Genomic DNA, 12,873 nt, shown 5'->3' on the forward strand with positions numbered 1-12,873 from the left:
GCCCCTCGGCAATCGGGGGTTGGAGCGGCCCTTGAAATTGGCTAGTAATTCCGCGCAAACGCGTTCGGGGACTGGAAATGACCTATTGTTGCGGAATTCTGGTTCGGGACGGTCTGGTGATGATCGCCGACACCCGCACCAATGCCGGCCTCGACAACGTCTCGACCTTCCGCAAGCTCCACATCTTCTCCAAGCCCGGCGACCGCATCATGGCGATCGCCAGCGCCGGCAACCTCGCGATCAGCCAATCGGTGCTCTCGACGCTGACCGAGGGCCTCGAAGACCCCAACACGGGTGAGATCGAGACGCTGATGAACGCGCCGACCATGTTCCAGGCCGCCCAGCGCATCGGCCGGGCGATCCGGGCCGTGCACGCGACCGAAGGCCCGGCGCTCAAATCAGAGGACGTGTCGTTCGATGTGTCCTTCCTGTTCGGCGGCCAGATCAACGGCGCGCGCATGCGACTGTTCATGGTCTACACCGCCGGCAATTTCATCGAATGCACCACCGACACGCCCTATTTGCAGATCGGCGAGCACAAATACGGCAAGCCGGTGCTCGACCGCGCCATGCATTACGACGTCGAACTCTACGAGGCGCTGAAGACCGGGCTGATCTCGATGGATTCGACCATGCGCTCGAATCTCGGCGTCGGCCTGCCGATCGACGTGCTGGTGGTGCGCGCCGACGCCTGCGAGGCCGATCTCAATCACCGCATCGAGGCGGGCGAACCCTATTTCCACGATTTGCGCTCGCGCTGGTCGGCGGCCTTGCGCGCCGCGCATCAGAACATTCCACGGCCGCCCTACAAGAACGAAAAAGAATCCAAAACCTGACAGCTCAAGAGAAAAGGCAGGAAACGATGAGTGAAGCGAAAAAGATCGCAGTGGTGACGGGCGCCGGCACCGGAGTCGGGCGCGCTGCGTCATTGGCCCTGATGAACACAGGCTTCACCGTGGTGCTGGTCGGGCGCCGGCCCGACATGCTCGAGGAGACGGCCAAGCTCGGCCCCGCGGGAAAAAGCCTCTGCGTCACCGCCGACATGACCAAGCCGGACTCGATTGCCGCGCTGTTCGACAAGGTGAAGGCCACCTTCGGCCGGCTCGACGTGCTCTTCAACAATGCCGGCATGGGCGCGCCGCCGGTGAACTTCGAGGATCTCAGCCTCGAGCAGTGGCAGGCGGTGGTGAACACCAACCTCACCGGCCCGTTCCTGTGCACCCAGCACGCCTTCCGCATCATGAAGGACCAGAGCCCGCGCGGCGGCCGCATCATCAACAACGGCTCGATCTCGGCGCATGCGCCGCGGCCGTTCTCGGCCGCCTACACCTCGACCAAGCACGCCATCACCGGCCTGACCAAGGCCTCCAACCTCGATGGCCGCATGTACGACATCGCGGTCGGGCAGGTCGACATCGGCAACGCCGCAACGCCCATGACCGACCGCATGGTCAACGGCCCGGGCGTGCTGCAGCCCGATGGCACGTCGAAGCAGGAGCCGCGCATGGATGCGAAAGCGGTCGGCGACGCCGTCGCCTACATGGCCGGCCTGCCGCTCGATGCCAACGTGCTGACCATGACCGTCATGGCAACCAAGATGCCGTTCGTGGGACGGGGCTGAATAAAAAACGCGAAAACAACCCCATGCACAGTAGGCGGCATGGGGTTGCGGCCTCGCTCCGCAAGCGGACGTGAAGTCGGCTAAATCTCCGCACTGCTTCAACAATCGTCATTGCGAGCGCAGCGAAGCAATCCAGACTACCGCTGTGGCAAGATTCTGGATTGCTTCGTCGCACCAGCGCAAAATTGCTTCGCAATGACGGGGAGAGAACGAGCGAGCTCCTACTCCAAGCTTTCCACCTGCCGCAGGCTCGGAAACAGCTTCATCCACAACAGCGCCACCGCGACCGTGCAGACGCCGCCCAGCACGGCTGCCGGCATGGCGCCAAACAATGCGGCGGCGACCCCGCTCTCGAACTGGCCGAGCTGGTTCGAGGCGTTGATGAAGAGGAAGTTCACCGCACCGACCCGACCGCGCATCTCGTCGGGGGTCGCGAGCTGCACCAGCGAGAAGCGGATCACGACGCTGATCGTATCGGCCGCGCCGAGAACGGCGAGCGCGAGCACCGACAGCCACATCCAGGACGACAAAGCGAACACGATTGTTGCGACGCCGAACACGATCACGGCCTGAAACATGCGCAGGCCCACGTGCCGCGAAATGGCGTGACGGGCCAGCACCATGGTCATCAGCAACGCGCCGACCGCAGGCGCGGCGCGCAGGATCCCGAGCCCCATCGGACCGGTCTGGAGGATGTCGCGGGCATAGATCGGCAGAAGCGCGGTGACGCCGCCGAACAGCACCGCGAACAGATCGAGCGAGATGGTGCCGAGGATCGCAGGATTGCTGCGGATGAAGCGGACGCCGGCGAAGATATTGTCGGCGCCCGCGATATCCTTGGCGATCGCCTGCGGGCGCGGCCGGATGAAGCCGGTCAGGATCATCCCGAAGATCCAGAACAGCACCATCACGGTGTAGGCGAGATGCGGCGCGACCGCGTAGGCAAAACCGCCGAGCGCCGGCCCCGTAATAGTCGCGACCTGCGCCGCTCCGCTGGAGACGGCGGTGGCGCGCTGGAGCGAGCCCTGCGGCGCGATCGCCGGCAGCAGCGCAGCAGTGGTCGGACTTTCGAAGGCCCCGGCAATGCCCAGCACGAAGGTCGCCACGAAAATCTGAACTTCGCTGACCAGGCCGAGATAGGTGATGACGCCGAGATAGAGCGCGGTCGCGGCTTCCACGAGCTGGCAGAGCTGGACCACGCGCTTGCGCTCGTAGCGGTCGGCGGCATGGCCGGCGACGAACACCAACAGCGCCGTGGGCAGGAATTGCACGAGGCCGACCATGCCGAGGTCGAAGGCCGAGCCGGTGAGATCGTAGATCTGCCAGCCGATCGCGACCGCCGCAATCTGGCTGGAGAAACGCGACAGGCTGCGCGAGAGCAGAAAGAACAGGAAGGCGCGATGGGAGAGGAGCGCGCGGGCACTGACCGGCGGGTTTCCCGATATTGGCTGGTCTGGCATCGCCTGTTCGGTCACCCTCGGACTATCCGGCTCCTGATGTCGACGTGCTCCGCGTGGCTGACGCGGACCTGCTTGTCAACAGCGGGACGCTCCGACAATCTCCCGGCATTGCGTTTGCAACGCAGGGGTGGCCATAATCATCGGGGTTTGGGGACATCATGCTGCGGCTGCAATCGGCACTCGGCGTTTTCGCATTGCTGTTGATCGCCTTGGTCCTAAGCGAGAACCGCCGCGCGGCCTCGCTGCGCCAGGCGGCGATCGGCCTCGTCGCCACCTTCGTCACCGCGATCGTTCTCCTGAAGGTGCCTGTCGTCGCGCGCGCCTTCGGTGCTATCAACGACGCCGTGGGCGCGATCTCGGCGGCCTCGCGCGCCGGCTCCTCTTTCGTGTTCGGCTATGTCGGCGGCGGTCCCCTGCCCTTCGATCTGAAAGCACCGGGTGCCGATTTCGTCCTGGCATTCCAGGCGCTGCCGATCGTACTGGTCATGAGCGTGCTGACGACGCTCTTGTTCTATTGGCGCATGCTGCCGCCGGTCGTGCGCGGCATGGCCTGGCTGCTGGAGCGGACGCTCGGCGTCGGCGGCGCAGTCGGGCTCTCGACCGCCGCCAACATCTTTCTCGGCATGGTCGAGGCGCCGCTGTTCGTGCGGCCTTATCTCGCGCAGATGACCCGCAGCGAGTTGTTCCTGGTGATGACCGGCGGCATGGCCGGCATCGCCGGCACGGTGCTGGTGCTGTATGCGACGCTGCTTGCTCCCCTCATTCCCGACGCAGCCGCGCATTTCGTCATCGCGTCGGTGCTGGGCGCGCCGGCCGCGATCCTGGTCAGCCTAATCATGGTGCCGGAGACATCCGACAAGCGCACCGGCGGCGCACTGGAAGATCCCGAGACGGAAGTCTCCGGCACGATGGACGCGATCGTGAAAGGGACCGGCGCGGGGATCGAGCTGCTGATCAACATCGTCGCGATGTTGCTGGTGCTGGTGGCGCTGGTCTATCTCGTCAATGCGATCCTCGGCCTGCTGCCTGATATCGGCGGCGCCGCGATCTCGTTGCAGCGCCTGCTCGGCCTCGTGATGGCGCCGGTGTGCTGGCTGATGGGATTGCCGTGGGACCAGGCGATCACCGCCGGCAGCCTGATGGGCACGAAAACCGTGCTGAACGAGCTGATCGCCTATGTCGACTTCTCGAAGCTGCCGCCCGGCACGCTCGATCCGCGCTCGCGCCTGATCATGCTGTATGCGATGTGCGGCTTCGCCAATTTCGCCAGCCTCGGCATCATGATCGGCGGTCTCGGCGTGATGGCGCCGGAACGGCGCGAGGAAATCAACGCGCTGGGGCTGAAGTCGATCGTGTCGGGAACGCTGACGACGTGTCTGATGGGAGCAGTGGTGGGGGTGTTGAGCTAGCTCTCTCCACTCGTCACTCCGGTCGACCGCACAACTTCGACTTCTGCAATATACGCCGCACCTCAGGTAGCTTGGCACGGCACGGCTCGACCGCCATGGCCTTCGCCTCACTGTTTCGTCCCTGCGCCCACAGCAACACCGCCATCAAGCCCTGCGCCCCGATGCGCACCGGTCCACCCGCCACATCCGAAGCGGCGAGCGACATGGCAGTTCGCGCTTCTGTTTCAGCGGCACTGAGGTTCGCTTTTTCAAGGAAGAAGACCGCACGGAACAGATGAGCCCGCGGGTCTTTCGGATAGCGGATGACGATATCTGAAGACCGGCTCGTCATCTCGCCAGCGTTCGGCGGCACTTCCGATGCGCGGATATACTGCACGGCATCAGCCATGTAGGACGAATAATGAGCGGCGGCGAAGCCGGCGCAGATCACAGATCCGACGAATCCTCCGAGCAACACCATGCCGGTGCTCCGCGGCAGGCTGTCATAGGACCAGAAGGCGAGCCACGGCACGATGGCAAGCGCACCGCCGGCCAGCGCACCACCTGCATGGGCAAAATAGTTGACATTGCCGGAGGCTCCAAAGGCAAGCGGCAGCAGAGCGGGAACACCAAAGAAGAGCGACGTCTTCAGTCTCGACATTGTTTGCTCGGCGTCCGCCTCTGACTCGAAGCTCGCGACGAACAGCGCCGCGATGAGCCCGGTAATGGCGCCGGACGCACCGACGCTCACCGTGCCGGGGCCATTGCCCAGAAGCGAGCCGGCCTCCCCGGCCAGTGCACTGGCGACGAAGATCAGCGAAAACCAGCCACGACCGATCAGGCTCTCCAGCCTGACGCCGACGATGAACAGCGCAACGCAGTTGCCTATGAGATGCCCATTGCTGCCATGCAGAAGCGGCGCAAGGCCGATCCGCCACCACTCGTTCCTTCCGACAACCAGATCGTAGCCGGACGCGCCCTGAGCGATCAGCGAACGGACATCGAGTGAACCGTCCGGCCCAATGTCCATGGCGAGACTGCGTTGCAGAGCGTAGATCAGGAGCAGACAGAAAATCAGGCCGATGGTGAGGAAAGGGATATCGGCCAGAAGCTTGTTGTCGCCCAAAAGCGTCCCCTCACCGGGCAGGGGCCGGGGAGCGATCGGTGCGGCGTCGGGTTGAAGCGGTGCGGGTTGAAATGATCCTCTTGGAGAAGGCGCTACGACGCCGCGTCGGCCAAAAGGGTTTGTCGCCATGAAAACATTTCCCGCATTTTCACAGCCTTGAGTTGACGCGAGAGGTATTTTCGACTGGTTACCGCCCGTCCTGCGGACGGCTGAAACCATCCGATTGGTAACTGCCCGGTTTCACGGATCGGACGCCTTCTAACGATCGGCTGATCGTGGAAGTACTGAGTAAGCCCTCTCTAAGCCAAAGCTCCAGCCACGGTGCGAAATGCCATGACCGCGCGATCAATATCCGCATCATCGATATGGCGATGGGTCACGCAGCGCAATCGACGCCTGCCCCAGGGCCTCGCCCTCAGGCCCTCCCTCTCCAGAGCCCCCGACCACGCGGCGCTGTCGCGCCCGGAGAGAGAGACATCGACCTGCACGATATTCGTCTGTGGGATTGTCGCGCTGATCTTTGGATGCATCCCGTTCAACGCATCACTCAGGGCTCGCGCACGCCGGTGATCCTGCGCCAGACGCGTCCCCATGACCTGAACCGCCTCCAGGCCGGCCGCGGCCAGGACGCCGATCTGGCGCTGCGTGCCTCCGAGCATGCGGCGAAACCTGCGGCTGCTGTCGATCACCGCGCGTGGCCCGGCGAGCACGGCACCGGCGGGTGCGCTCAGGCCCTTCGACAAACACAGAGAAACCGTGTCGCAATGTCTGGCAATTTCGGCCGGCGCCGTTTCAAGGGCGACGGCGGCGTTGAACAGCCGCGCGCCGTCGAGATGCACCGGGACACCGCGGGCCGAGGCCATGGCGTGCACGGCCTGCATATGATCCAGCGGCAATACGGCGCCGCTCGCGTTGTTGTGCGAGGTTTCCATTGCGACAAGAGCGGTCCCGAGCTTGAGCCCCTCGCCCTGCAGGGCGTCCTCCAGCAAATTCAGATCCATGGCGCCGGCGGTGCCGGCAATGGCGAGGTAGAACTGCCCCGTAAACGTCGCCGCCCCTCGTTCCGAGGTGTACATATGGGCATTCGATTCCAGCACGATCTGTTCGCTGCGCTGCGACTGCGCCAGCGTCGCCAGCAGATTGGCCATGGTGCAGCTCGGCACAAACAGGCCGGCATCCTTGCCCAACGCCGCAGCCGCGACGGCCTCCAGCTCCTGCACCGTGGGATCACCGTCCAGCCCGTCATCGCCGAGCGGCGCAGAGACCATGCGGGCATACATCGCCTCGGTCGGCTTGGTGACGGTATCGCTGCGCAGGTCGATGGGTGGCAACCCGGCGCCCGCCGGACTCGTGTCGTGTTGATGTGCCATTGCGAGACCTCTAGAGCGCTTGTCGCATCATTCGTAGACTGCCGGATCGCCGGAATCGGTCGGGTTGGCCAGCGCCCGCTTGAGGGCGGCGCTCATCGGGAATTTCAGGTTGAGGCCATGCGGTGGAATCGGTGAATTGAAATATTTGTCGTAGAGCGCCGCAATCTGCCCGCTCTTCATCAGGTCGATCACGGCATCGTCGACCATCTTCTTGAAAGCAGGATCATCCTTGGGTTGGACGATACCATAGGGCGCCGTCTCGAGGCTCTTGCTACCGATCAGGAAGTCATCCGGCGTTCTGGACGAGGCGACCGTGGCATAGGCAAGACCGTCATCGTTGGCGGTGCCGGCCACACGGCCCGTCGATACCAACAAGAAGGTCTCGGCGGTGTCCTTGGCCGGCACTACCGTGATGCTGAGATTTTCCCTGGCATTGATCAGCGTAATCACCTTGAACGTCTGGCCGCCGGCTTGGGCGGCGATGGCCTTGCCGCGAAACGAAGCCGGGTCGTTGACATCGACCCCGCCATCCTTGCGCGCGACGAGGACGACCTGCGCAACGAAGGTGGTGGGAGCAAAGGCAACGAGTTTATGCCGCTCGACATTGTTGGTCGTGTTGCCGCATTCGAGATCGATCGTACCGTTGGCGAGCAGCTGAATACGTGTCGCCGAGGTTATCGGGTTGTAGCGAACCTCGAGCTTGGGGAGCTTGAGGGCCGTCTTGATCGCCTGCACCACCTGCTCACAGATTTCCACGGTGTAACCGATCGGCTTCTGGTTGCCGTCGAGATAGGCGAAGGGCACCGAGGTCTCGGGGTACCCCAATGTGATCGAGCCGCTCTCACGGATCTTGTCGAGCCTGCCCGCACCCTGGGCCATGGCCTCGCTGGAAAGAAGAACAGTAGCGACGGTCGCCGCGGCCAGTGCCTTGATCATCGTCGCTTTCATATGTCCCCTCTTGTCGCAAATGCCGGTGACGCCGTCCACGGTGGGTGAGCAACCCCAGGACAGCTCCGTGCGAACAGCTCCGTGCTCTGGACTATCGTCCAAAAGCCCGATCTGATGAAATTCCAGTTTCATACTCTCCTATACGGATTTGATATGGCCACCAGACGAATGGGCCTGAAGCATGTGGAGGCTTTTCGGGCGGTCTTCGTGACGGGATCGATGACGCAGGCGGCTCAGCGCATGCATACCTCGCAGCCCCAGATCAGCCGCCTGATCGGACAGCTGGAAGCGATCACACAATTCCCGCTGTTCGACCGCAGTGGCGGCCGCCTCCGCCCGACGGTAGATGGATCGCGCTTTTTCCAGGAGGTCGAGAAGACTTTCATCGGCCTGGCGGGACTGGAGGCCAGCGCAGCCAGCATCCGCTCGTTCGGTATGGGTCGGTTAAGTGTTGCGGCGATGCCGCGCCTGGCCGGCGGCCTGCTGACACGCATCGCGGCACGCTTCAAGGCGGACTATCCGCATGTGATGATCTCGATCCGATCCGGCACGGCGAGCGCCGTGCACGACTGGGTCAGTTCCGGGCTTTGCGACACCGGATTGGCAATGCTCTACGGCGAGGTTGCGGGGGTGCATGTCGAGCCGGTGCTCAAGACGCGTTGCGTCGCGATCATGCCGAAGACGCATCGTCTTGCACAGAAGAAGACGCTGCGCCCTGCCGATTTCGCCGACGAGGCCTTCATTTCCTTCGCCACGGGGAGTCCACTCTACGATCGCATCGATACGATCTTCGCGCAGGCGGGCGTCACGCGCCGCATTGTTGCGGAGACCGATCTGGGCGCATCGGTCTGCGCCCTGGTCGCGGCGGGACTTGGCATCAGCATTATCAACCCGATTGCCGCGCATGACGAAAGCTCTGGCGCGGCTCTGACCACGCGCCCCTTCAACCCGGCGGTCCCCGTTACGATCGCACTGCTCTATCCACCTTATGCCGCTCGCGCCCGGTTGATCGATGCCTTCAGCGAATATGCTCGCAAGGTCATGAGCACGGAATTGGGCTATCTCGAGCGGTAGCGGGTCGATCCGCGGCGAGGCTTGTGCGAGGCTGGCGCCCTCGTAGCTCCGATGGAGCGCAGCGCAATCGCGACAATCCTTCCATGTTAATCTCTTCAGGAGATTCGGGTGGAATTGATTCATGAGCGACAGCGTCGGCCAGCGTGCATTTCAAAATTCCCGGCTTCAGAAACGGCAAAAAGCCGACGTAGGGCCGTTGCTCGCGCGCGCCCTCCAGCTGCACAAAGCGGGACTTCTGCGCGAGGCAAAGACGGCCTATCGCGAACTCCTGGAGCTCGCACCCAACCAATTCATCGCGCTTCATTTGCTGGGCGCTTTGGAGGCTGAAGCCAAAAACTATCAGCAAGCGCAAGTTCTGCTGAGCCGAGCGGTGGCCGTGGATCCGCGATCTGCCGAAGCTCATATGAGCCTGGGTGTCGCGCTCAACGGGCTAAAACGTCACAATGAGGCCCGCGAGAGCTATCGAAAAGCCCTCGCCCTCCGACCCAACTACGCCTTGGCCCTGTCGAATCTCGGTAACGCGAGCGCGGCCCTTGAACTTTACCAGGAAGCGCTCGAGAGCTACGACAAGGCGCTCGCAATCGACGGAAAACTTTCCGAAGCCCATAACGGTCGGGGTTGGGCGCTCTGCCGTCTGCGCGCCTATGACGAGGCTGTCGCAAGCTTAAACCGCGCGTTATCGATCAAGCCTGACTATGCCTCGGCGCTGTCGAGCCGCGCCGTTGCCTTGCGGGAGCTTCAGCGATTCGACGAAGCCATGGCGGATTGCAATCGCGCAATCGCCCTGGCACCCGATGACGCGAATGGATGGCTCTGGCGGGCCAGCATCTTGCTCCTGACCCGGCAAGTTGCCGAAGTATTGTCCGATTGCGAGAAGGCTCTCGCGATCGATCCCGGCTTCTCTCAGGCCCACAGCCTGCTCGGCCAATGTCTCGCGGCACTTGGCCGGGTCGACGAAGCGCTCGCCAGTTTCGACAGAGCTCTCGACATCGAGCCGGATCAGAGCACGATCTCCAGCAAGATATTCACCCTCGATTTTATGGCCGACGCCAGCGTTGCGCAGCATCAGCAAGCGCGACGTGTATGGTGGGAGCAGATCGGTGCGAAGATCGCCTCAGGAGCGGCGGGACCGCATGACAACAGCCGCGCTCCGGATCGCCGTCTGGTGCTGGGTTATGTCTCGTCGGATTTTCACGCACATTCGGCGGCGTTCATTTTCAAGCCGGTCCTGCAGCACCATGATCGGGCACAGTTCGAGATCGTGTGCTACGCTTGTTCATCGAAAACGGATGCGACGACCCGCGAATTTCAGGGGATCGCCGATCGCTGGCGCGACGCCTCGCAATGGTCCGACGATCGCCTCGCCGCCCAGATCCGCGCCGATGGTGTCGATATCCTGATCGATCTGTCCGGCCATACCAGCGGAAACCGCCTCGGTGTGTTTGCGCGCAAGCCGGCACCAGTTCAGGTGCATGGCTGGGGCCACGGCACCGGCACCGGGCTGCCGACGATCGATTATCTGCTCTCGGACCCGGTCGCGATTCCTGTCGCGGTTCGGCATCTGTTTGCGGAGACCATCGTTGACTTGCCGTGCTTTGTGACGCTGGCGCCACTGCCGGCCGGGATTGCGCGGGCGCCGACGCCGGCGATTGCGAACGGCTTCATCACATTCGGTGTCTTTAACCGCATCAGCAAGATTTCGAACGAGGCGGTGGACGTCTGGTCCAGGATTCTCGCGCGGGTGCCGGGTTCGCGACTGCTGATCAAGGATACTGCGCTGGACGCTCAGCTGGTCCGCGACAATCTGCTGGCGCGGTTTGCAGCTTGCCGGTTGCCGTCCGAACGCGTCGACCTGCTCGGAGCCACGTCGCGAGACGAACATCTGGCAGCGTTCAATCGCGTCGATATTGGCCTCGACCCATTCCCGCAGAATGGCGGCGTCAGCACGTGGGAAGCCTTGCAGATGGGCGTGCCGGTAGTGGCGAAGCTCGGTCACAGTCTGCCGAGCCGTGCTGCCGGCTCCATCCTCGCCGCGCTGGGCCTGCCGGACTGGGTCGCGGAAAGCGATGAGGCCTATGTCGAGATCGCAGCGAGCCGTGGGGCGCAGATCGGCGACCTCGATAAGTTGCGCCGCGAACTGCCCGGACAGATCAGGGCTGCCGCCGCCGGCAACCCCGTCTCATACGCGCAAGCGGTGGACGATGCCTATCGCGCGATGTGGAAACGCTATTGTAACGGTGATGGCTGATCTCCGCTTCACCTACGCCTTCAACTCCACCGTCCTGAACTCCGCCGGCAGGATCACCTCCAGCAGCTCGACGTCGTCCGAATAGTCCAGGATCATGTGCTTGATCTTCGGCGGCTGGGTCCAGGCGCTGCCTTCTTTCATCAGCGTCTCGCCCTCTCCGTCCATATAGGTCTTCACCCAGCCCTTGAGCACGTAGACCATCTGGAATTCGACGTCGTGGAAGTGCAGCTTCGACACCTCGTCCGGATTGCAGGGGCCTTGCAGCCGGATCACGTGCGCTTGCGCCAGCCCGTGGCTCGCAGCGGCGATGCCGAGATCGCGATACTTCGCGTAGGTGCGCAGACCGTCGGCCTTGAAGTCTTCCTCACGGTGATGGCTGATCGCGATGCGCTGCTTGGGCCGCGCCGGTTTCTTGATGGATGACTTGGCCGGAGTCGCGCGAGCTTTCGCCTTCACCGCCTGGCGGGCCGTCGATCGTGCGGCGGGTTTGGCCCCGCTTCGCTTCTTCACCGCCGCCTGCGATGCGCTACGCGATTTTGCTTTCTTGGCCATGGCGGTCTCCCCTGTTGTTATAGGGGAGAGGTTAGCACGGAATGCGAAATCGTAGGATGGGTTAGCGTCAGCGTAACCCACCCTACAGCCACGCTCGCCTTCAATGCAGCCGGAACACGCCGTCCACCGCGCGCAGCTCGGCTGGCTTGATCAGCTTGGAATGCGCGACCGTGACCGAGAATAGCGGACCGTCGAGCTTCTTCTGCCAGAACGCCAGGAAATCCGTCAGCGCGGGAAATTTCGGAAACATGTCGTAGTTCTGCCAGACATAGGTTTGGAGCAGCGAGCGATGATCCGGCATCCGGTAGAGAATTTCGGCTGTCGTCAGCCCGTAACCCAGCACCTGTTTCCGGAAGTCGTCGGAAACAACCCCAACTCGCGAGACCATGCCAACCTCCTTTGCAGGAGCGCATATTCAAGGGGTGGCTTTCCGGTACGCCCTACGAGCCACCCGGTGGAGATGCGCTCACATGAGTGAAATGTGACGCAAACTGACAATCCATCTCAAGCCCAAAAGTTTAACAAGCTGTTGAAATTCAATGCGTTAGCAGCAGATGCGGCTCCGTGCTAATACGGGCGCGGAGCGCGATTAACGATGGAAAGAGATTTTGGCAGGCGGCGCTTCCGAGTGCTATTTTTCTGCTACAAGCCCTTGCTCCCGCCAAAATCCTGCCTTATCTCAGCTGTGCCTGTGCTAGCACTCGCGGGCGCAGACTGCTAACAACCCAAAATTCCCAACTTGTGCAAAAGCTTAGGAGAACTGCATGAAATTCCGTCCGCTTCACGACCGCGTCGTGGTCAAGCGCATCGACGCAGAAGAGAAGACCGCTGGCGGCATCATCATTCCCGACACGGCCAAGGAAAAGCCCTCGCAGGGCGAGATCGTCGCCGTGGGCCCGGGTGGCCGCGACGAAGCAGGCAAGCTGATCCCGATCGACCTGAAGGTCGGCGACCGCGTGCTGTTCGGCAAGTGGTCTGGCACTGAGGTCAAGATCGACAACGTCGATCTGCTGATCATGAAGGAAAGCGACATCATGGGCGTCCTCGACGTCCCCGCTTCCAAGAAGAAGGCGGCCTAAGAGCCCC

At 62.9% G+C, this 12,873-nt stretch carries 12 protein-coding genes; 6 read left to right on the top strand and 6 right to left on the bottom strand.

Annotated features, from left to right (window positions below; all coding sequences use genetic code 11):
• The first annotated feature begins 77 nt into the window (after positions 1-77).
• Together IVB45_RS23815 and IVB45_RS23820 are read left to right on the top strand one after the other, a co-directional pair.
• Entirely contained in the window at positions 78-836 is a 759-nt protein-coding gene (locus tag IVB45_RS23815; protein ID WP_027567755.1) for a proteasome-type protease, read from the top strand.
• A 26-nt stretch (positions 837-862) separates the two neighbouring features.
• The gene (locus IVB45_RS23820; RefSeq protein ID WP_247287184.1) at positions 863-1,621 is read left to right on the top strand and encodes an SDR family oxidoreductase; all 759 of its coding nucleotides are present in this window, start codon (positions 863-865) and stop codon (positions 1,619-1,621) included.
• Positions 1,622-1,842: 221 nt separating this feature from the next.
• Here IVB45_RS23820 and IVB45_RS23825 read toward each other — a convergent pair whose 3' ends face one another.
• On the bottom strand, positions 1,843-3,081 hold the full coding sequence (locus IVB45_RS23825) for an MFS transporter (protein WP_247362287.1): 1,239 nt from the start codon (positions 3,079-3,081) through the stop codon (positions 1,843-1,845).
• 158 nt (positions 3,082-3,239) lie between these two features.
• On the opposite strand from IVB45_RS23825, the gene IVB45_RS23830 reads away from it, so the two are divergent.
• Complete coding sequence (locus tag IVB45_RS23830; protein WP_247362290.1) at positions 3,240-4,490, top strand: nucleoside transporter C-terminal domain-containing protein; 1,251 nt, start codon at positions 3,240-3,242, stop codon at positions 4,488-4,490.
• Positions 4,491-4,503: 13 nt separating this feature from the next.
• On the opposite strand, the gene IVB45_RS23835 is transcribed toward IVB45_RS23830, so the two are convergent.
• From IVB45_RS23835 to IVB45_RS23845, 3 genes are all read right to left on the bottom strand, one after another.
• Complete coding sequence (locus tag IVB45_RS23835; RefSeq protein WP_247362292.1) at positions 4,504-5,595, bottom strand: rhomboid family intramembrane serine protease; 1,092 nt, start codon at positions 5,593-5,595, stop codon at positions 4,504-4,506.
• A gap of 299 nt (positions 5,596-5,894) precedes the next feature.
• Entirely contained in the window at positions 5,895-6,965 is a 1,071-nt protein-coding gene (locus tag IVB45_RS23840; protein WP_247362295.1) for a GntG family PLP-dependent aldolase, read from the bottom strand.
• A gap of 27 nt (positions 6,966-6,992) precedes the next feature.
• Positions 6,993-7,913 (bottom strand): amino acid ABC transporter substrate-binding protein, encoded by a 921-nt coding sequence (locus tag IVB45_RS23845; protein ID WP_197031141.1) that lies wholly within the window; start codon positions 7,911-7,913, stop codon positions 6,993-6,995.
• 153 nt (positions 7,914-8,066) lie between these two features.
• On the opposite strand from IVB45_RS23845, the gene IVB45_RS23850 reads away from it, so the two are divergent.
• Positions 8,067-8,987, top strand: a complete 921-nt coding sequence (locus tag IVB45_RS23850) for a LysR substrate-binding domain-containing protein (RefSeq protein ID WP_081747843.1) — start codon at positions 8,067-8,069, stop codon at positions 8,985-8,987.
• A gap of 121 nt (positions 8,988-9,108) precedes the next feature.
• Positions 9,109-11,235, top strand: a complete 2,127-nt coding sequence (locus IVB45_RS23855; RefSeq protein WP_247362298.1) for a tetratricopeptide repeat protein — start codon at positions 9,109-9,111, stop codon at positions 11,233-11,235.
• 12 nt (positions 11,236-11,247) lie between these two features.
• Here the strand turns inward: IVB45_RS23855 and IVB45_RS23860 are convergent, their stop codons facing one another.
• Together IVB45_RS23860 and IVB45_RS23865 are read right to left on the bottom strand one after the other, a co-directional pair.
• The gene (locus IVB45_RS23860; protein WP_247362301.1) at positions 11,248-11,787 is read right to left on the bottom strand and encodes a cupin domain-containing protein; all 540 of its coding nucleotides are present in this window, start codon (positions 11,785-11,787) and stop codon (positions 11,248-11,250) included.
• Between the two features lie 100 nt (positions 11,788-11,887).
• Positions 11,888-12,175 carry an usg protein gene (locus tag IVB45_RS23865; RefSeq protein ID WP_007602477.1) on the bottom strand — a complete coding sequence of 96 codons (288 nt, stop codon included), beginning with the start codon at positions 12,173-12,175 and terminating at the stop codon, positions 11,888-11,890.
• A 376-nt stretch (positions 12,176-12,551) separates the two neighbouring features.
• On the opposite strand from IVB45_RS23865, the gene IVB45_RS23870 reads away from it, so the two are divergent.
• Positions 12,552-12,866, top strand: a complete 315-nt coding sequence (locus IVB45_RS23870; RefSeq protein WP_027518760.1) for a co-chaperone GroES — start codon at positions 12,552-12,554, stop codon at positions 12,864-12,866.
• The last annotated feature ends 7 nt before the right edge of the window (positions 12,867-12,873 follow it).

The organism is Bradyrhizobium sp. 4 (assembly GCF_023100905.1).
Classification (GTDB): Bacteria; Pseudomonadota; Alphaproteobacteria; order Rhizobiales; family Xanthobacteraceae; genus Bradyrhizobium.